Source organism: Occallatibacter sp. (assembly GCF_035317045.1).
Lineage (GTDB): Bacteria > Acidobacteriota > Terriglobia > Terriglobales > Acidobacteriaceae > Telmatobacter.
Map to the genome: position 1 here is coordinate 312050 of NZ_DATHHT010000002.1, position 18782 is coordinate 330831.

The 18782-nt window shown below is 58.1% G+C and carries 17 protein-coding genes; 8 read left to right on the forward strand and 9 right to left on the reverse strand.

Annotation, left to right across the window (positions count from 1 at the left end; all coding sequences use genetic code 11):
- Nucleotides 1-146: 146 nt before the first annotated feature.
- Nucleotides 147-419 (forward strand): metal/formaldehyde-sensitive transcriptional repressor, encoded by a 273-nt coding sequence (locus VK574_RS01410; RefSeq protein ID WP_472798010.1) that lies wholly within the window; start codon nucleotides 147-149, stop codon nucleotides 417-419.
- 77 nt (nucleotides 420-496) lie between these two features.
- Here VK574_RS01410 and VK574_RS01415 read toward each other — a convergent pair whose 3' ends face one another.
- From VK574_RS01415 to efp, 3 genes are all read right to left on the reverse strand, one after another.
- Nucleotides 497-739, reverse strand: coding sequence for a hypothetical protein (locus tag VK574_RS01415; protein ID WP_472798011.1), 243 nt, complete (start codon nucleotides 737-739; stop codon nucleotides 497-499).
- Entirely contained in the window at nucleotides 724-1461 is a 738-nt protein-coding gene (locus tag VK574_RS01420) for a sulfite exporter TauE/SafE family protein (protein WP_472798013.1), read from the reverse strand. Before VK574_RS01420 ends, VK574_RS01415 begins: the two co-directional genes overlap by 16 nt.
- Nucleotides 1462-1557: 96 nt before the next feature.
- Nucleotides 1558-2133: an elongation factor P gene (efp, locus tag VK574_RS01425; RefSeq protein WP_472798015.1), complete on the reverse strand. Its 576-nt coding sequence runs from the start codon at nucleotides 2131-2133 to the stop codon at nucleotides 1558-1560.
- A 216-nt stretch (nucleotides 2134-2349) separates the two neighbouring features.
- Between efp and VK574_RS01430 the strand changes: the two genes are divergently transcribed.
- Entirely contained in the window at nucleotides 2350-3540 is a 1191-nt protein-coding gene (locus VK574_RS01430) for a serine hydrolase domain-containing protein (RefSeq protein WP_472798016.1), read from the forward strand.
- Between the two features lie 61 nt (nucleotides 3541-3601).
- Here the strand turns inward: VK574_RS01430 and glnD are convergent, their stop codons facing one another.
- Nucleotides 3602-6211, reverse strand: a complete 2610-nt coding sequence (glnD, locus tag VK574_RS01435; protein WP_472798017.1) for a [protein-PII] uridylyltransferase — start codon at nucleotides 6209-6211, stop codon at nucleotides 3602-3604.
- Nucleotides 6212-6480: 269 nt separating this feature from the next.
- On the opposite strand from glnD, the gene VK574_RS01440 reads away from it, so the two are divergent.
- Nucleotides 6481-7929 (forward strand): hypothetical protein, encoded by a 1449-nt coding sequence (locus VK574_RS01440; protein WP_472798018.1) that lies wholly within the window; start codon nucleotides 6481-6483, stop codon nucleotides 7927-7929.
- 259 nt (nucleotides 7930-8188) lie between these two features.
- Here the strand turns inward: VK574_RS01440 and VK574_RS01445 are convergent, their stop codons facing one another.
- From VK574_RS01445 to VK574_RS01455, 3 genes are all read right to left on the reverse strand, one after another.
- Nucleotides 8189-8692, reverse strand: coding sequence for a hypothetical protein (locus VK574_RS01445; protein ID WP_472798019.1), 504 nt, complete (start codon nucleotides 8690-8692; stop codon nucleotides 8189-8191).
- A gap of 388 nt (nucleotides 8693-9080) precedes the next feature.
- Nucleotides 9081-9419, reverse strand: coding sequence for a P-II family nitrogen regulator (locus VK574_RS01450; protein ID WP_472798020.1), 339 nt, complete (start codon nucleotides 9417-9419; stop codon nucleotides 9081-9083).
- A gap of 71 nt (nucleotides 9420-9490) precedes the next feature.
- On the reverse strand, nucleotides 9491-10876 hold the full coding sequence (locus tag VK574_RS01455; RefSeq protein WP_472798021.1) for an ammonium transporter: 1386 nt from the start codon (nucleotides 10874-10876) through the stop codon (nucleotides 9491-9493).
- Nucleotides 10877-11148: 272 nt separating this feature from the next.
- Between VK574_RS01455 and VK574_RS01460 the strand changes: the two genes are divergently transcribed.
- The 4 genes from VK574_RS01460 to VK574_RS01475 all read left to right on the forward strand — a co-directional run bounded on the left by VK574_RS01460 (nucleotide 11149) and on the right by VK574_RS01475 (nucleotide 15445).
- A complete protein-coding gene (locus VK574_RS01460) occupies nucleotides 11149-11724 on the forward strand; it encodes an NADH-quinone oxidoreductase subunit B (protein WP_472798022.1) in 576 nt (191 codons plus the stop codon).
- Between the two features lie 267 nt (nucleotides 11725-11991).
- Nucleotides 11992-13782 carry an OmpA family protein gene (locus VK574_RS01465; protein WP_472798023.1) on the forward strand — a complete coding sequence of 597 codons (1791 nt, stop codon included), beginning with the start codon at nucleotides 11992-11994 and terminating at the stop codon, nucleotides 13780-13782.
- A gap of 274 nt (nucleotides 13783-14056) precedes the next feature.
- Entirely contained in the window at nucleotides 14057-15184 is a 1128-nt protein-coding gene (gene mqnE / locus VK574_RS01470) for an aminofutalosine synthase MqnE (RefSeq protein ID WP_472798024.1), read from the forward strand.
- Nucleotides 15185-15211: 27 nt separating this feature from the next.
- Complete coding sequence (locus tag VK574_RS01475; RefSeq protein WP_472798025.1) at nucleotides 15212-15445, forward strand: hypothetical protein; 234 nt, start codon at nucleotides 15212-15214, stop codon at nucleotides 15443-15445.
- Here the strand turns inward: VK574_RS01475 and VK574_RS01480 are convergent, their stop codons facing one another.
- Entirely contained in the window at nucleotides 15446-16723 is a 1278-nt protein-coding gene (locus VK574_RS01480; RefSeq protein ID WP_472798026.1) for a metal-dependent hydrolase family protein, read from the reverse strand.
- A 438-nt stretch (nucleotides 16724-17161) separates the two neighbouring features.
- Between VK574_RS01480 and VK574_RS01485 the strand changes: the two genes are divergently transcribed.
- Nucleotides 17162-17392 (forward strand): hypothetical protein, encoded by a 231-nt coding sequence (locus VK574_RS01485; RefSeq protein WP_472798027.1) that lies wholly within the window; start codon nucleotides 17162-17164, stop codon nucleotides 17390-17392.
- Between the two features lie 63 nt (nucleotides 17393-17455).
- Here VK574_RS01485 and VK574_RS01490 read toward each other — a convergent pair whose 3' ends face one another.
- A complete protein-coding gene (locus VK574_RS01490) occupies nucleotides 17456-18634 on the reverse strand; it encodes an acyl-CoA dehydrogenase family protein (RefSeq protein WP_472798028.1) in 1179 nt (392 codons plus the stop codon).
- Nucleotides 18635-18782: the final 148 nt, after the last annotated feature.

Below are 18782 nucleotides of genomic sequence, written 5' to 3' on the forward strand. Positions count from 1 at the left end.
AAATAGGCATGAGAACCGCGATAAAGGAGGTGGAACATGGCGAGCCTTTCATGGAGGCAGCTTTCAGCGCTAAGATAGGGGGAATATACCCCCTTATGGTTTATACTATACCCTGGTTGGGTATATAGAAAACAGGAGTTTCTCCCATGTCCCTGCTTGAACGCGAGAAGGTGAAACTGGTCCAGCGTGTGCGTCGATTGCGCGGCCAACTCGATGCAGTCGAACGCCTCGTCGGCGCAGACGAAGACTGTGGCGGCCAGTTGATGCTGCTTGCCGCTGTGCGCGGCGGCGTGAACGGCTTGATGGGCGAGATTATGGAGACGCACATCCGCTTCCACCTGGTCGACGGAGCCAAGGAACAAATCGCCCCCGAACTTGCTGAGGATCTCATCGACCTGGTTCGCGCCTATTTGAAGTAGGTCCGCGCTGTTCCTCAATCGCTCCGTTGTTCCGGAGCGGCTGTCTACATGCTAGAAGCCGTCCTGTGCGGCCAGTGTTAACGTTCCGTTGATTCGGATACCGGGCAAGATAGCGCTGCGGCTGGAATGCGCGGCCCCAGCCCGCTTGCGTCCATCATCACCTGCACAAACTGCCACACCAGCGGCAGTCGCAGCGCAATTCCCGCAACCGCCCATCCCAGGTTCAGATGCTCCAGAGCGCGTCCCATCGCGCGAACACCTTCCACGCTGGCCGTGCCGTCGCTGGGCACATTGCGATCCCGCGCTAAAGCTTGCTCCACCCCGCCACGAATAGGACCCCGGCCGCCACCAGCGTCACGTCGATGATCAGCACAAACACGCGCTCCGGCAGCCGGTCCACTACGCGCTTGCCTGCAAACGAGCCGGCCACCATGATCGGGCCCAAGGCCAGTCCGCTTACGACCGTGTGGAACGGCAGAATCGCCGACTGGCGATACGCGATTAATTTGGCCGCGTGCATCAACACCGTCGACAACGCCTCTGTCCCGATATACGCACCTTTCACCAGTCCATAGGCCAGGAAGAATGGCGCCATCAACGGACCCACGCTCCCCAGTAGAGCCGACAAGAAACTCGCCGCCGCGCCGATCAATGCGAACGACTTCAGCGGTGGCTTGAACGCAGGGAGCTTTGGCAAGTGCCGAAGCACCACGATGAGAATTAGGAATGCTCCCAGCACATGGGTCAATGCCGCCAGCGGCGCATGCGCGAACAGGAATCCTCCCGCGAGCGCCATCGGCACGCCACCCACGGCAAACCACGCCACTACGCGCCAGTCGAGGTCATGCCGGTTGAACCAGACGCGGCTCGCATTGCCAATCAGTTGCGCGACCGTGAGGATTGGAATGGCTTCACGTACGCCGAAGACGAACACCAGCATCGGCAGCAGCACTGCAGCGCCGCCAAAGCCCGTAACGGCGGCCAGCAAGGCCGCAATAAACGCGACGATGACGAGAAGCGGAAGTCGAAGGGCCTCAGGCATTGCGCTCTCCCGGGAATGGGGTCGGGCATCAGATGCCGAAGTAGTTTACGGACTGGATCGAATCGAAGAGATGAAAATCCAGCACGGCGGATCGCCTTAGGCGCGTCCCGCGAATTCGCGAGTCTCCGTATAGACCTTCACCTTTTCGCCCTCTTCGACGAAGAACGGCACCCGGATTTCGAGGCCGGTCTCGAGCCGTGCGTGCTTGGTAACGGCGCCGCTGGCGGTATTGCCGCGCGCACCGGGTTCTGTATATGCCACCGCCAGTTCGACCTTCTCCGGTAGCTGCAGGCCGATGGGGTTGCCATTGAACTTGTCGATCTTGATGATCAGACCCTCGGTGAGGAATTGCAGCGCGTCTCCAAGCTTTTCCGGCGTTAATGGAATCGTGTCGAAGGTCTCCTGGTCCATGAAGTACGAAGCATCGCCATCGGAATACAGATAGGAAGCCTCGATCGTTTCGAGATCTGGCTCTTTGAACTTTTCACCCGCCTTGAAGGTCTTGTCGAAGACGGCGCGGGTCAGCAGGTTGCGCATCTTCAGCCGCACCAGCGTCTGTCCGCCGCGCGCGGTCGGGGTAGAGACGTCCACGTCCAGGCAGTAATAAGGAGTGTTTTCGAGTTCGAAGTACATCTTGCGCTTGATGTCGATTGCGTCAATCAGTGCAGCCATAGGGATATTTTAGCTGTCCATGACGAGGTTCTCGATCACGGGCTATGCGGGAGAGCTAAAGAAATCCTCAGTCCTCTCCCGGAGCAAGTCCCCGCCAGTCATGGACGGAGTTCGAACTTTCTGAAGCTTCGATGCGTAATGACCCCCAGGCTATACAGTCCCTTTCCCTGGAACCATGGCCCGTCAAGATACAGTTCTTAAAGGAAACCCATGAGAATGTGGAACAGGATTTTTCCGCTCTTTGTTCTGTTGTCTGCTGCGTTGTGCGTTCGGGCGGCGGGATTCGCACAATCGATTCCCAGCGCTGCCGCCATTGACGGCGAAGTAAGCAAGATCATGGCACGGACCAACGCCAAAGGCATGGCTGTGGCGGTCATCGACCATGGCAAGGTCGTCTATGTGAACGCCTATGGCATCCGCGACGCCAAGGGAGATCCCTTGACGAAAGACACGGTGATGTACGGTGCATCGTTGACCAAGACTGTGTTCGCCTACACGGTTATGCAACTGGTGGATCAAGGAAAGCTGAATCTTGACAAACCCATCAAGGACGATCTCGACAATCCATTGCCGAGCTATGGACCCGACCCTGTTTTTCCCGACAAGTACGGACCCTATAAGGACCTGGCTGACGATCCACGCTGGGAAAAGATAACGCCGCGGATGTGCCTGAATCACTCTACCGGCTTCAGCAACTTCTGGTTCATTGAACCCGACCAGAGGCTGCACATCCACTTTGAACCCGGAACGCACTTCAGCTATTCAGGCGAGGGTTTTATTCTCCTGCAGTTTGTGGTTGAGCATGGCCGCAAGGCGCAAGGACTCGGGCTCGACGTCGGCGATCTGACCAAGGCCAACTTCGACCGGCTGGGCATGACCCGCACAAGCCTTGTATGGCGTAACGGTCAGGACCCGAATGTTGCCGACGGATGGAACGACCAGGGCCAACCGCAGCCCCATGACAAGCGCAGCAAGGTGCGCGCGGCGGGCTCCATGAATACCACGATCACCGACCTCTCCGTATTTACCGCCGCTCTGGTGCGCGGTGACGGCTTGACGCCGGCCTCGCGCGCTGAGATCACGAAACCCGTGTTTCATATCGCAACGGGCAGTCTCTTTCCGATGTTTCTCCCTGATCTGCCGGTCAGCGAGCAGCGCAAGGATCTGTATTCGGGGCTGGGGGTCATCGCGTTCGATGGTCCGCAGGGTCATGGCTTTTACAAGGGCGGTCACGACGGTCAGACTGCCAATACAATGGTGTGCGTTGAGAAGAGCCAACGCTGCGCTCTGATCCTTGCCAACGATGTTCGTGCTGAAGCCGGCTTTGCCCAGTTAGTCCATTTCATCCTTGGAGACATTGGCGTGCCCTACGACTGGGAATATGGTGATCACGCAGGCAAGTCCTGAGCCCGAGCGACAAAGACTCAGTCGCGGAAGTGGCCGTGTGGCGTGGGACCGCGAGAGCTGACTATGCGCCGACAGGAGCGCGGAGTTGATTGATTGCAGCCGTCAGATCGCCCGCCAGCGCGTGCTGCGTCTCATTGCTTAGCTTGGCTCCGCCTTGTGTCAGATAAAAGACATCGATCGCGGTCTCACCTTCCGTATCGATAAGCGCAACCTCAATGTTGCATTTATGCGAGCTAAGCGTAAGAGCAATCTGCCGCAGCAGGCCCGGTATATCCTGTGCCACCGCTTGCAGGATTGTGGAATGCGTCGAGGACTCCGAATCGAATTGCAGGCGCGTCGCGACCTCGACCTTCGCGTTGGCCGGGTTGCTTGCGTGGCGTCGTGCCTCCAGCATCTGCTCGACAGGAACCTTCTGCGCGACGACTTCATGCAGGTAATCGAGAAAGCGATCTTTCTCGCTTGGGTTCAGCTCGATGGTGCGAAACACGTCGGTGAACTGAAAGCTATCGACCACCACGCCGGCATCATTTGAAAACGCCCCAGCCTTCACGATGTTCATGCCCCAAGCCGCCAGCGCGCCGGCGACGTCGGCAAACAAGCGGCTGCGGTCGCGCACAATTACGGTGAGGTCGAAGAGTTGCCGGTGAGGGCGAAGGTCAAGCTGGACAGGATTCTTGTCGAGATCGGCGGCTAACTGAAAGTGATTGCGTATATGTTCCGGCAGCCGGGTCTGCAGATATCGTTGCGGCAGCCCTTCAAGGAATTGCCGCAACTCATCGTACTGGATTGGCGGCACCATCGAGCGGATGCGGTTCAGGAGCGTAGGATCGATGGCTGCGTGATACCGCACTTCGTCCACGCTGCGGTCCATGAAGTTCGCGGTCGACATGTAGAGTTGCCACAGGTTCTCGGCCTTCCACGGCGTCAGCGCTTCAGGATTCACGGCCTTGATATCCGCATATGTCATCAGCGTCAGCATCTTCAAGAGTGCCGGGCTGCCGATCTTCTCTGAGAACGCGCGCACGTTTTCGGCGTCGAAAATATCCCGGCGCAGAGCATTAGACATCTCCAGATGCAGCCGGATGAGCTTGAGTACCTGGTCGCGTTCCTCGGTGTCAAAGTCCAGCCGCGCCATAAAACTGTCAGCCAGTTCAACGCTCTGCCCGGTGTGTTCACCGCTGCGCCGGCCCTTGCCGGTGTCGTGCAATAGGAGCGAAAGAAGGAACAGATCCAGGCGATCAATTTCGGGCAGCAACTGTGCCAGGCGCTGTTCGTAGTCGTGCGCCGGTTGACGCAGGCTGTGTACATTGTCGATGGTCAGGAAGGTGTGCTCGTCGACCGTGTAGCGGTGATAGCTGTCGCGGATGACCAGGGCATCGATGCCGTGAAATTCGGGAATCAGCATCTCCAGCACACCGAGCGCGTGCATCGTCCGCAGCGCATGGGCCGCATGCGGTCCCAGCAGAACTTCACGCAGCGCATTCCAAAGATAAGGGCCTTCGGGGATGTGGATGGCTAGTGCCGGGAGCGCGTCGGTGATGCGGTCTTCGGCGGCTTGCGACAGTGCGTAGCCATGCGTTGCCATCAGCGAAAAGATGCGAAGAATGGCAGCGGTATCGCTGAATTGCGCGCCGGGAAGAATATCGATGCGGCCCTGGTCGAGGATGAAGTCCGTGCCCGCGATGGGCGTTCTGCGGCGGCGGAACTGGCGGTAGAAGCTGACCGGTGCCGGCAGATGTTCCATCAGCAGCGCGGCCCGCCGGTAAATCACGCGCGCATGCCGGTAGTAGGTGCGCATCCAGTAGGCCGGGTCGGCCGTGCCGCGCGATTCGAGGCCGATGGAGTTGGCCGCTGCCTCATCCTGCGACTGCCAGTCGAGCGTGTTGTCGTCGCGTCCGTGCCGAAAATGAAGGAAACATCGCGCGGCGGCAAGAAAGTCGAAGGCGGCCTCGGCATCTCCGCGGGCGCTCTGGAAGACTCCGCCGCGCTGGCGGGGCCACTCCTTGGTCTCCTTCAGATGAAACAGAAGCGCAAACCAGACCGCCAGGTGATAGTCGCGCAGACCGCCGGGGCACTCCTTCAAATTCGGTTCGAGGTGAAAGATGGTGTTGCCGTACTTCGCGTGACGCGCGCGGGCAATCTCGCCCAGTTTCTGCGTGATCGTGTTCCATTCGCTCAGCACCAGTCCCGGAAAGACCGTCTGGTGCAGTTGCTGGTAGAGAGAGAACTGGCCTGCAAGAAAACGCCGGTCCAGCGTCGCCAAGGTGAATTCGAGATTGTCGGGATCGAAGCGTCCAGCTTCTTTGATGGTGCGGGAATTGGGACTGGCGCGAAGCCCGATGTCCCACATGCCCTGAATGATCGACCGGACGGCTTCTCGTGTCTGCTCTTCGGTCTTCTCATCCGCGAAGGTAAAGAGTACGTCGATGTCTGAGTACGGGAACAGGTCTTTGCGCCCATAACCGCCCAGAGCCAGCAGCGAAACGTTCTGCGCCGCCTGGCCCGCGAATGCCCGGCGCCACATTTCAATCAGGATACGGTCAACTACCGCGGATCGGCGGCGGATCGCGGCGGTGCCATCCCCGGTGCGCTCACAGGTTTGGCGGACGAGCGCCATCTCCCGGAGATACTGATCCCGAAGATCGTCAACCGCTAAAGCGACTGGATTCATAGTTAGTTTTGAAAGGCTCGCCGAAGATTAAAGATGTTTTAACAGGATAAGCGATTTTCCAGCGGGGAGGGAGAATTGGGTTGTTTAGGTCCTGTGCCCGGGCGTAACCTCTGAAAACCCGACTGCATGGTAAGAGAGCAATGGGCCGACTTCGTCAGCTCCAAAAGTGTGTGCAGAATCCTGCTTTGGATCCGGTTGTTCCTAAGAACAGGAGCGGGGTATGCCTTTGAGGCAATTCAAATTCGCAATTCCGATCAAGGAGCGTCGTGATGAACTGGTTCCGAACCGCGTCTGCAGCAGGGATAACTTTAGCCGTTTTGAGCGTCAACGTAGCTTTTGCGGCCGGTCAGTCGCATTCGCAGCCAGGGCAACCACCGGCAAAGGGCGAGATCAAAATCGTTCAGAACCCGGGTGGGGGAGAATATGCGTTTGGCACCCTTGCCAGCCAATCCAACAAGACTGACGCACTTGTGTACATGCTCCACCAGGTACACGGCAAATTCGGGGAAAAGCCGCAGGTCGGCAAGCTGATCCAGTCGAAGGACGGAACCTCGCTTGCCGCCTTCTTCACCGTGACCGCGAAAAGCACGAGTGGAAAGCCGATCGCAGGACTGGTCATCATCACCCAGCGCGGGAATAGCTCGCCCCAGATGGGCATCTTGTATGACTTTGCCAACCGATTTGTAACCACCGAACCGGGCATGTTGCAGGCGGTTTCTGCTGCATATCAGGCCACGGTAGGACCTGCTGCGGGCAGCCCCGCTCCGCGATCGCGGGTTGAAGCTCCTTCGACACCCAAGGGCGGGCCCGTGCACTTGAACATGGCCACGGCTGGCGATCGCAGCGCCGTTATCGGGCTGCCCGACGGGTGGCATCTGACCTCTGTGGCGGGCGGCTCTTTGATCGCCGAGGGAAATCACGGCGAAATGATGTTCATGGGGATGATCTTCCAGCAGATCATCGATCCTCGCTCTCCGGCGGGACAGAACATCTTGCGGATGCCCAACAATTCGCCGAAAGCCCGGATCGTCTATCCCATGGGCGGCGATCTTTTCGCCGCCTTTGTCAGTGTCTTCAACCAGATTCGGCGAAACAATGGCAAAGCGCAGGGAAGTTTCACTCTGACCAGTTCCACGAATCTTCCTCCTGACTCAGGAGGACCTGCGATCCAGGCAATCTTCACCGTCGACTTCAACGATGGCATCGGGCCTCGCAAGGGCAGTGCCCGCATCGGAGCAATGATTACGCGCGGCTCGCCGATGTGGGCGTTGAGCGTGAGCATGACCAACATTCCCGCGCAGTATGCAGATGCCGAGCAGGCCACGATGCTGGCTGCGATCCGGTCTTACAGCCAGGACGGAAACGTGATCGCTCGAGAGGGCGCCGCGGATCTGAACCGCATTCACCAGCAGGCGATCGCGAACCAGGCACAGGCGGATGCCATCAACAGTCGCAGAGAGGCCAACGCGCAGTCATTCGACAGCCACATGCAAACCCTGAAGCAGAACGATGCGGCAAACGACGAGCACATGGGCAACATCGACTGGCAGAGCAAGATCACGCAGGACTATATTCTTGACCGCTCCGTTGTAAAAGACGTTGAGGATGATGGAACAGCCACTGTTGGCAACAAATTTGCCGATGCGCTCGTCAAAGCCGCCCCCAATCGGTTCGAAATCGTTCCGAATTCACAACTCATCCGGGGCCGGGATTATTGAGCGTTGAATCGAAGTGGGATCTTGCAGAAACGCGCCTGACAGTGGCCCAACGGGCTTGTGGCACCCCCTGAGTATCTCCCGAAAAGCCAGGTCGCCATCAGCCGGAGACCGGAGGAAGTTCGTGCTTTCCGAGGTCTCACAAGGGAGATCCTTCGACTGCGCTCAGGACAGGCTCTGGGGCACCCGGCTTGGTGTGGCAGTCTACGCAGCGCACCCAGAAGCACCTGCGGGTTCCTGCGCTCGGTCGGAATGACAGTGCTTAGTTCCTCTTCTCCCTGTTCTCATTCGCTTTCTTGTGTGCTTCCTGTTTTTCGAATGCTTCGATTTCGCCTTTGTAGAGTTCGAAGTCTTCGCAGCCTTCGCGGTGATGACAGCCTTGGCAGTCGTCAGGCGGTTCGCAGGTGGTCTTTTCGGGAGCGAGCGTGTAGCCATCGGAGTCTTCGCAGGTTTCGCGGACGCTTTCGCTGAGTTTCTCGTCGGATTTGTGGGCAAGTTGCGAGGCGATCTGGAGTCCGTAGAAAAGAATTCCGGCGTGCCGAGCATTGATGCGGCGGGCGCCGAAGTTGCGGAGAACCTGATTGAGGGCGATCTGAACGCCGCCGGTGTCTTCGACGGAGGGGAACACTATGGGATCGGTTGAGGTCGAGCGGATGGCGGCATACCGCCGGGACTTGTTGTGGAAGTAGCAGAAATGCTTGTCGCGGAGGGCCGGCGACTTGCACTTATACCCGGAGGGCAGGATGTAGCGGCATTCCTTGAACATGGCTGGATATCTCCTGGCACCCTCCCCCCACCCGGAATCTGGCGGTAAACTCCTGCATGGATTGACGTTAAGGAGGAGGGGTGGCGGCAAATTCTTCTATGGATTAACGATGGTCGTAGATTCCTCTGTCGATTAGGTTTAGCGACGAGATAGCCGTGCTGGCGAGTTTAGCGTGCGCGAGGCGCACATTCACGGAGCCAGTGGTTTCAATCACGATTCCATTGTGCAGCGGAAGGGGATAATTGCCTGCAAAACCGGGGAAAGTTTTTGGCGAGTGGAATGAGGGGGTTAGCGGGAATTTTGGCGGAAGAGGGGTTGACAGGTAGTGGAACTGGCGGAGTTACCCCGCTTTTCGCGTGGTCAAACAGGGAACTCGACCGGAATCAGGTTAGAGCGCCGTCTCGCCGCGCTCGTCGTTACGGATGCGGATCGCTTCTTCCACCCGGCTGACGAAGATCTTGCCGTCGCCAATTCTTCCAGTGCGTGCCGCAGAGCCAATGGCGGCGATCGCTTTCTCCTTCATCTCGTCCAGAACAACCATCTCAATTTTTACCTTGGGGAGAAGGTCAACCGTATATTCGCGGCCGCGATAGAACTCGGTGTGGCCTTTCTGACGGCCGTGTCCGCGCGCCTCCAGAATCGTCATGCCTTCAATGCCAACTTCGAGCAGTGCATCCTTCACTGCGTCGAGCTTCGAAGGCTGAATAATCGCTTCAATCTTGAGCATGCTTGATTGCCTCGTCTGGTAGCGTATCAGGCCGGATAGGCGAGTGGATTCCACCCAACACGAACTTTTCATCAGGAATTCAGGTCGTAACCTTCTTCACCATGCTGAGAAAGGTCAAGACCAACACTCTCGTCCTCGGCCGAAACGCGAAGTCCGATCCGCTTGTCAACAAGGAACAGCAGGATGAGGGTGCCGAGAGCGGAAAGAACCCAGGCGATCGCGACCCCGGCGGCCTGGTTCAACAACTGGCCCCAGTGTCCGTCGATGGCGCCGGTGGCGACATTCGGCCCGAACGCAGGATTGATGGCCCTGGTTGCGAAAAGGCCTGTGAGCAATGCGCCGAGAGTTCCGCCGGCGCCGTGCACGCCGAAGGCATCGAGCGAGTCGTCGTAGCCAAACCAGCTCTTGACCTTGAAGACCATGAAAGCACAGAAAAATCCAGCGACAATTCCGATCAGCAGCGCGGAGAAGGGTTGAACGAAGCCCGAAGCAGGCGTAATGGCGACGAGCCCTGCTACAGCACCGGAGATTGCGCCGAGAGCCGTCGGCTTGCCGTTGTGAATCCATTCCGCAATGGTCCAGCCCAGCGCAGCGGTCGCAGCGGCAAAATGAGTATTGATAAAGGCGCTGGTGGCCAGCGGGCCCGATCCCAGCGCGCTCCCCGCATTGAACCCGAACCAACCCACCCAAAGCAGGCATGCCCCGATGAAACTCAACACCATGGAATGCGGCGGCATGTTGGTGTGTGGATAGCCGAGGCGCTTGCCCAGATAAATGGCGGTCACGAGAGCGGAGACGCCGGAAGTGATATGAACAACTGTGCCGCCGGCAAAATCAAGCGAAGGAATGCTTCCTCCGTTTGCGTTCAGCAATCCTCCAACGCCCCACACCATGTGCGCCATTGGGCAGTAGACGATCAGCGACCAGAGCGAAAGAAACAGCGCCATCGCGCCGAACTTCATGCGCTCAGCAAAGGCGCCGGTGATCAAGGCCGGAGTGATGATGGCAAACATGAGCTGGTAGACCATGTAGGTCTGCTCGGGAATTGTGGCCGCGTAGTCGGGATTGGGCGCGAGACTCACGCCGCGCAGGAAGATGTGTTCCAATCCGCCGATGAAGCTTGTTCCATGCGCGAAGGCAAGCGAGTATCCCACGATGGCCCACAGGATCGTGACCAGGCCCATCATCGCGAAGCTCTGCATCATGGTGCCAAGGATGTTCTTGCGTCGTACGAGGCCGCCGTAGAACAACGCAAGTCCCGGTCCCGTCATCAGCAGCACCAGCGCCGCAGAGACCAGCATCCACGCGTTGTCCGCATTCATCCGGGCTGCGAAAATCGCGTCCTGCAGCGCCTTCACGTCTGCCTGTGTCACTGGTGGGGACGAGGTTTGCGCGCAAAGGAAAGAAGGGGCAAGCGCAACAAAGAAGACAGAAAGACCGATACGAATAGTGGACATTTCGACTCCGACAACAGGCTCTCGTGCGGTTTTCGAAACCGCAAGGCGATTGAGGTGTTCGCTGGCGATTGTGATACATCCCGGCGACCCCGACTCGCGTGTTCTCACATGATTTCCGCGAACATTGCAGAATAACCCATGGTCTGGCGCAGGTCCTCAGGCAACCATACGGTGCCAATGACCGCAATGCCCGGATACCGAGCTCCTCGACCCATGTTGGTTTCAACCTGCGCAGGATTCACCTGGCATGGAAGAAAGAGGTAAGATGGGGCATGGGGACTCTCCAGGAACGCGATCGCTATCTTTTTGGCGCGCTCGAAAGCAGCGCCAAGAATCGCGCCAAACTGCAGGAAATCAACTATGGCTTTGAGCAACCGGAGGGCGTGTTTCTCACCACACTGGATTTTGCCGTGAACTGGGTGCGCAAAAGCTCTGTGTGGCCCGTGACCTTTGGACTAGCCTGTTGCGCCATTGAAATGATGTCGATGGGGGCATCGCGCTTCGATATCGCGCGATTCGGCGCGGAGGTGTTTCGCCCGTCCCCGCGGCAGTCTGACCTGATGATCATTGCAGGCCGCGTAGCCCAGAAAATGGCACCTGTCATCCGGCGGCTCTATGACCAGATGCCCGAGCCTAAGTGGGTAATCTCGATGGGTGCATGCGCAACTTCGGGCGGGGTTTTCAATAATTACGCTATTGTGCAGGGAGTCAACCAGGTGATCCCGGTCGATGTGTACGTCCCTGGGTGCCCGCCGCGACCCGAGCAACTGATGTATGCCATCACGCTCCTTCAGGAGAAGATTCAGCGTGAACCGCGCAGCCTGCTGAAGACGCTCAACGCAGAATAGCTCACATTCTTGCTTTCCCGGTTTTGCCATTAAGGGCGGCAGTTTGCGGGAAATTCCAACAGACTACCGGGGGATACCAGTTGGTCAACCCATTCAGAAAGTGCCCTCTGCCCCGGAAACCTATGTTACGTTAATTGGTGGTGCGCCCTTGACTCAAAAAGTGTGATTTTGCAGGGAGCCGAGCTGCTTTTTTTTGACACGGAAAATGGTCCGCTAGAAGCGCCATTTCCAAACTGTTTTCAGTTTTTGATTGCGGAGGAGAAACGCATGTACTCGCGAGTTTCAAAATTTACCCGCCTGGCCCTGACTTTGGCATGTACGAGTCTGTTGCCGCTCGCCATGGCAGCCCAGGATACTGCGAAGCCGGCCGCGCCAGCTTCGGCCCAAGCCCCGTCCAAATGGGACATCTTTGCCGGATATAGCTACCTGGCGCCCAAGGGAAACATCATCAATAACGGCACCCAGCAGGACAACGCGAGATCGATTAGCTGCTGCGTGGATGTGAGCCTGGCTCGCTACTTCACGAATTATTTCGGCATTCAGGCGGAAGGCGATTTCCACAAGAGCGGTGGAAATACTACCGCCGTCGTGCACAATCAGTTTGCCGGCGGTTCGGGTGGATTGATCTTCCGCTATCCAACGGCGGACATCACTCCGTTTGCTCACGCCCTCATCGGTGGTGAGAGTGTCAGCACTACCTACTATGACAGCAACAAGTGGGGCCTGGTGCTGACTGCCGGCGGCGGCGTCGACTACAACACCCCATGGCTCGACCATCGGCTTGCGATTCGAGTTTTCCAGGCCGATTACCAGTACTCCCATGTCGACATGTTCCCTGTTGTGCGCGGCAACTTCAACATGGCGCGTTTGAGCACCGGTATCGTTATTAGCTTCGACACAATGGCTCCTCCGCCGACGGTCACGATCGCCTGCGCCGCGCAGCCCAACTCGGTCTTTCCGGGCGAGCCGATCACCGTTACGGCGACCGTGGGAAGCACGCTGCCCAAGGATCACGTGATCTACACATGGGCGGGCCAGGGAGTAACTGGAACCGACACGACGGCCAAGGTGGATACCTCCAACCTCGCGCCGGGCAGCTACACGGTTAACTGCGGAGTGAAAGAGGGCAAGCCCGGCAAGGAAGGCCTGAAGCCGTGGGAGAGCGCCTCAAGCACCGCGACCTTCACCGTAAAGGAATACGAGCCGCCGACACTGAGCTGCTCCGCGAACCCGACCGACCTGAAGCCGGGTGACTCCTCGACCGTAACTTCGCAGGGTGTCAGCCCGCAGAATCGTCCGTTGACCTACAGCTACCAGGCTTCCGGCGGCACGATCAGCGGCAGTGGAACTACAGCTACCTACGCCTCGACAGGCGCTTCGACCGGACCGGTGCAGATCACCTGCAACGTCTCCGATGACAAGGGCCACACAGCGACGGCGAATACCAGCGTTACCATTGCGCCGCCGCCACCGCCACCGGGACCGTCACCTGAGCAGATCCGCCTCGAACAGCGGCTGGCACTGCACAGCGTGTTCTTCCCGACCGCGCAGCCTCGCGAAACGCATCCTGAGGGCGGCTTGGTCGAGAGCCAGCAGACGATTCTGACCACCCTTGCAACGGACTTCAAGAGCTACCTCCAGTTCAAGGCGGATGCTCATCTCACCCTCACCGGCCACGCGGATCCGCGCGGATCGGAGAAATATAACCAGGCGCTGTCTGAACGCCGCGTCAACCGTGCCAAGGACTTCCTGGTCTCGCAGGGAATTCCTGCAACTGCCATCGATGTGCAGGCAGTTGGCAAGACTCAGGAACTCTCCAAAGACGAAGTGAAGGATCTGGTAGACAAGAATCCTGAACTGAGCGATGCCGATAAGAAGAAAGTTCTGCGCCAGATCAACGTGATCTTCCTGGCGCAAAACCGCCGCGTCGACGTTACTCTCACCAACACTGGTCAGCAGTCGGTGCAACTCTACCCCTTCAATGCCGCCGATTCCGCGACCCTTCTTGACAAGAAGGCTCCGGTACACGGCAAGAAGGCCGCACCGAAGAAGAAGTAATCCTGAATCCTGAAGCGGGCTTTCTGAGCCTATTGCAGGACCGGTTGTAATCAGAAGAGGTTGACTGGATAGCCAGTCAACCTCTTCGTTTTGTATGGGATCATCGGCATCGACGTTCGAGCAGTAGTCAGGAATTGCGGAGGGCCGGCCGCGGTGCTCGAGTTCAAACTGCGGCGGCGAACGTTCAGGCAGATGCGTTTTCACAAATGCGCATTTCCGCGGCATTGCCGCGATTCTGTATCATCGAATCATGCAGGCTGAAGCTGCCCGACACATGCAGATTCCAGGTTTTCGCACATACGACGCAAAGCTCGAAGCGATTGCCGCCAAGGTGAAGGCGTCCGCGCGTCTCGACGCTGAGGAGGGACTGGCCCTTTACCGCTCAAAGGATGTGCTCGCGGTGGGCTGGCTAGCCAATTATGTGCGGGAGCGGATGCACGGCGATGTCACCTACTTCAACGTCAATCGCCACATCAATCCGACCAATGTATGCGTGGCAGCGTGCAAGCTTTGTGCTTTTGGCCGTAAAAAGGGTGATCCCGCCGGCTACACGATGGCGCTTGAAGAAGCGTGGCAGACTGCGGCATCCGGCTATATCGAAGCGGTCACCGAGTTTCATATTGTCGGCGGACTGCATCCGGATCTGCCTTTTGAGTATTTTCTGGACCTGGTGAGCGGACTAAAGCAGCGTTTTCCCAAGGTGCATATCAAGGCCTTCACGATGGTGGAAGTCGCCTATCTTGCACGACGCGCGAAGCTGACGATTGACCAGACACTCGTGAAGCTGCGTGAAGCCGGCGTGGACTCCATGCCGGGCGGGGGCGCCGAGATCTTTGCGACGCGCGTGCGCTCCATCATCTGCGATCACAAGATCGACGGCGATGAGTGGCTGGAGACGGCGCGACTGGCCCACCAGCATGGCTTCAAATCGAATGCGACCATGCTCTACGGCCACATTGAAAACGATGAAGACCGCGTCGATCATTTGCTCAAGCTTCGTGCTCTGCAGGACGAGACCGGTGGATTTCAGACCTTCATTCCGCTGGCATTTCATCCCGAGAACACGCCGCTCGATCACCTGCCGGTGACGACAGGTCTTACCGATATCCGGCAAATTGCCGTGAGCCGGCTGCTGCTGGATAACTTTCCACACATCAAAGCGTATTGGCAGATGATGACGCCGAAAATCGCGCAGATCGCGCTACGCTTCGGCGCCGATGACCTCGACGGCACCGTGATTGAAGAAAAGATTTATCACGACGCGGGCGCGACGACTCCGCAGGGCATGACGCGCAAGGAGCTATGCCGGCTTATCACCGAGGCAGGACGCGTGCCCGTGGAACGCGACACGCTGTATCACGCCGTGACCCGCAGCGAAGACAGCTTTACCGTCGCAGTCTAGGCATCCTGCGGAAAGGCCGGTTCTGCCATGTCTGATTTCAGCGCGTTTGGTCTCCTGGGCCTTTGCATCGGATTCCTCTGGGGAATCGGGTGTTCGCTTGCAATCCTCTATTCCATCTATCTCGGCGGATACCGCAAGGCTGTGCGGGACTCACTCGAGGTAGAAAAGCCGCGCCGCTTCCAGCAGGCAATCGAAAAGATCCGCAGCCGCCAGAAACAGGAAGCTGAGCGTGGATCGAAGGGAACGGAGCGCGTTTCATAATCACGGCTCGCGCAGAACCTTTCCGTTCTTCATCACAAAGCTCACATGCTCGCAGGTTGAGATGTCGTCGAGTGGGTTGCCCGGTACCGCAATGATGTCGGCGTAGTATCCGGCCTTGAGTTCGCCGATATGGCCCTCCCAGTCGAGTAGTTTCGCGCCGTTGATCATGTCGGCCTGCAGCGCGGCGAGAGGTTTCATGCCGTACTGAACCATGAGCGTAAGTTCGCGCGCCTGCGTGCCATGCGGAAATGGACCCACATCCGAGCCCACAGCGAATGGCACACCGGCAGCCACCTGTTTTTTGAATTCCTTGATTTTGTAATCGAGCATCTCCGCTTCCGCCGCTGCCTGGTCCTGCGTGTCGCGGTGGTGCGCAAAATAGTCGAAGATGGTGAAGGTGGGCACGGCAAAAATGCCCTTCTCCTTCATCAGGCGAACGGTTTCGTCGCTCAAGTGGGTTGCGTGATCGATTGAGGCGACTCCCGCTTGCGCTGCGTAGAGGGTGCCCGGCTCACCCATCGCGTGAACCCCGACAAACCCGCCGAGACGATGTGCCTCTTGAACTGCCGCAGTAAGTTGCGCGGCAGAGTATTGATACGGAGTTTGCAAAACCCCGTCAACCATGCGGTCCGGCCCTGTCTCGTAGATCTTGGCGAAGTCCGAGCCTTCTTTATGCTGCTCCCGCATGACCTCGACGATCTGCTCGGCCGAGTTAGCGTAGTCGGCATTCGAAAGAACGTGCTGCGCCGGATTGTAGCGATTCGCATCCTCGTGTCCACCGAGAATATCGATGGCGTTTCCGCTGATGCGCAGGCGCGGTCCGGAAATCAGTCCCCGGTTGATTGCATTTCGAACGGCGGTATCGGCCGAACCCGCGCCCTCCGTGCCCATATCGCGCTCCGCAGTGAAGCCGGCCATCACGTCGTCTTTGGCAGCCTGCTCGGCGAGGATCGTCCGCCACGGCACGGACTCGATCACGGTCTGCAGATCCTCGGCGCCGGGATGCAGAAAGAGATGAACGTGCGCATCGATGAGGCCCGGCATAAGCGTTGTGTTGCCGAGGTCGATGATCTTTGCCCCTGTGGGATGTTCGACGGAAGTACCGACAGCACGAATCAGATTGCCTTCCACGAGAATCTCGCCGGGCTGTACGATGGCGCCCGTATCCACCTGAAGCAGCCGGGCAGCGTGCAAGACGACGGGAGAAGCCTGCTGTGCGTTGACATGAACCGGAACAAGAGCCAAGAACAGGAATGCGGCAAGACAACGCAGACGCATGGCGCCTCCAATATGGATACGACTATAGCAACTGAAGCGGTAGCAGCTAAAGGAATTGCGCGGCGGCAGAATCGACGAGATAGCGCAGTGCACCCGTGAAGTCGTGCTTGCAGATTCAGCAGGGCCACCCTATGCGGCTGATCGAGTGTAAAAGCGTTACAGATTCTCATCTGTGTGAAGGGAAAACGCTGTGGATAAGTTGGGATAAATCAAGCGGAGAGTTACTTAATAACATCGACGCGACGCGCGTAAATAACTTTCTTTCATGTTACGCCACACTTAGTCGGCTGCGGTGATAGCCGCTTGGAACCAGCATGCTGGAGAGTGCATGGAATAAGGGCCTAATGCAAACTGTCAGGATGCTTTTCACAGATAATCAATGATTCGTGGCCGGACTCAGGCGAAGGCGATGTTATGATCTCGGCGAGGACTCATAACATGGAAAACGATTATTATGTGCTGGCGCATCAGCAGGCCAGCAAGGAACGTGAAGATCTTCGCATACAGATTGAGAAGCTGCTTGCCCGCGACGGGAAGCTCGAGAAGCTGGTGGACTGCCTGAAGGAATTCATTCCCGGGGCAGAACTTGCGGAAGCAACCCCCGAACATCAGCAGGCTGGCTCAGACGGCCATTCGGGCGATGGGCATCATCATGAGGGGCAATCCTGACCCTCTGCGATTGCAGGCACGGATGAGCCGTCGTGTTGCAGCGAAAATTGAAAACCCCCGAGATCAGTAGGCTGCAATGCCAGTGATGTGCTGGCCCAGTATGAGCGCGTGGATGTCGTGCGTGCCTTCATAGGTCTTGACTGACTCGAGATTCATCATGTGGCGCATGATCGGGTAGTCCTCGGTGATGCCATTGGCGCCCAGGATGTCCCGAGCTATGCGCGCGGATTCGAGTGCCATCCACACATTGTTGCGTTTCGCCATCGAGATGTGCTGGTGGCCGACCGTGCCTGCATCCTTGAGTCGGCCCACGTGCAGCGAGAGCAGCTGCGCTTTGGAGATTTCGCTGAGCATCCAGACGAGCTTTTCCTGGATAAGCTGGTGCGAAGCTATGGGCTGATTGTGAAATTGTTTTCGGGTCTTCGCGTATTGGAGCGCCGTGTCGTAGGAGGACATGGCAGCGCCGATGGCGCCCCAGCCGATGCCGTAGCGGGCCTGGTTGAGACACATGAGGGGACTCTTGAGCCCGCCGGAGCCGGGAAGCAAATTCGCGGCCGGCACATGTACGTCCTGGAGAGAAAGGCCGCTGGTGACGGAGGCGCGAAGCGACCACTTGCCGTGAACCGCATCAGCGCGGAAGCCGGGACGGTCGGTCTCGACCAGAAATCCACGCACGCGATCTTCTTCGTCTTCGACCTTGGCCCAGATGACGGCGACATCGGCAATGTTGCCGGAAGTGATCCACATCTTTTCGCCATTGAGGATGTACTCATTGCCCGATTTACGTGCGGTGGTGGTCATGCCGCCGGGGTTCGAGCCAAAGCCCGGCTCAGTAAGGCCGAAGCAGCCGAGTTTCTCTCCCTTGGCGAGCGCGGGAAGCCACGCATTTTTCTGCTCGTCCGAACCGAACGTGTAAATCGGATACATCACCAGCGCCGATTGCACGCTGACGAAGCTGCGCAGTCCTGAATCACCGCGCTCGAGTTCCTGCATCACAAGGCCATATTCGACGTTGGACATGCCGGCACAGCCATAGCCCTCGAGGCTTGCGCCGAAGAATCCAAGCTCGCCCATCATGGGCACGAGTTCGCGCGGGAAACGTTCGGTGCGAAAGCACTCTTCGATGATCGGGACAATATTGTCTTCGACGAAGTCGCGTGCGGTGCGACGGACGAGGAGCTCGTCCTCACTGAAGCTTGCATCGAGGTGGAGAAAATCAAAACCCTGAAATTTGAAAGCCATAATTGCACCTTGCCATTCTGTGCTGCCCAAACTTGCAAGGCTAGCAGATGGCGCTGGGGGCTTGCCACAGTGCCTTGCTGTGCGGGTCAAATGCCCGGCAATTGAGGGTGTTTTCGTGCGATATCAAAGAGTGTGAATCTACGGTCAC

Bases quoted from the DNA above. Each gene is read 5' to 3' on its own strand.
- VK574_RS01455 (WP_472798021.1), bottom strand. From the start codon at position 10,876: ATGTCCACTATTCGTATCGGTCTTTCTGTCTTCTTTGTTGCGCTTGCC.
- efp (WP_472798015.1), bottom strand. From the start codon at position 2,133: ATGGCTGCACTGATTGACGCAATCGACATCAAGCGCAAGATGTACTTC.
- VK574_RS01475 (WP_472798025.1), top strand. From the start codon at position 15,212: ATGTCTGATTTCAGCGCGTTTGGTCTCCTGGGCCTTTGCATCGGATTC.
- mqnE (WP_472798024.1), top strand. From the start codon at position 14,057: ATGCAGATTCCAGGTTTTCGCACATACGACGCAAAGCTCGAAGCGATT.
- VK574_RS01445 (WP_472798019.1), bottom strand. From the start codon at position 8,692: ATGTTCAAGGAATGCCGCTACATCCTGCCCTCCGGGTATAAGTGCAAG.
- VK574_RS01465 (WP_472798023.1), top strand. From the start codon at position 11,992: ATGTACTCGCGAGTTTCAAAATTTACCCGCCTGGCCCTGACTTTGGCA.
- VK574_RS01485 (WP_472798027.1), top strand. From the start codon at position 17,162: ATGGAAAACGATTATTATGTGCTGGCGCATCAGCAGGCCAGCAAGGAA.
- VK574_RS01430 (WP_472798016.1), top strand. From the start codon at position 2,350: ATGTGGAACAGGATTTTTCCGCTCTTTGTTCTGTTGTCTGCTGCGTTG.
- VK574_RS01460 (WP_472798022.1), top strand. From the start codon at position 11,149: ATGGGGACTCTCCAGGAACGCGATCGCTATCTTTTTGGCGCGCTCGAA.
- VK574_RS01410 (WP_472798010.1), top strand. From the start codon at position 147: ATGTCCCTGCTTGAACGCGAGAAGGTGAAACTGGTCCAGCGTGTGCGT.
- VK574_RS01490 (WP_472798028.1), bottom strand. From the start codon at position 18,634: ATGGCTTTCAAATTTCAGGGTTTTGATTTTCTCCACCTCGATGCAAGC.
- VK574_RS01420 (WP_472798013.1), bottom strand. From the start codon at position 1,461: ATGCCTGAGGCCCTTCGACTTCCGCTTCTCGTCATCGTCGCGTTTATT.
- glnD (WP_472798017.1), bottom strand. From the start codon at position 6,211: ATGAATCCAGTCGCTTTAGCGGTTGACGATCTTCGGGATCAGTATCTC.
- VK574_RS01450 (WP_472798020.1), bottom strand. From the start codon at position 9,419: ATGCTCAAGATTGAAGCGATTATTCAGCCTTCGAAGCTCGACGCAGTG.
- VK574_RS01480 (WP_472798026.1), bottom strand. From the start codon at position 16,723: ATGCGTCTGCGTTGTCTTGCCGCATTCCTGTTCTTGGCTCTTGTTCCG.
- VK574_RS01440 (WP_472798018.1), top strand. From the start codon at position 6,481: ATGAACTGGTTCCGAACCGCGTCTGCAGCAGGGATAACTTTAGCCGTT.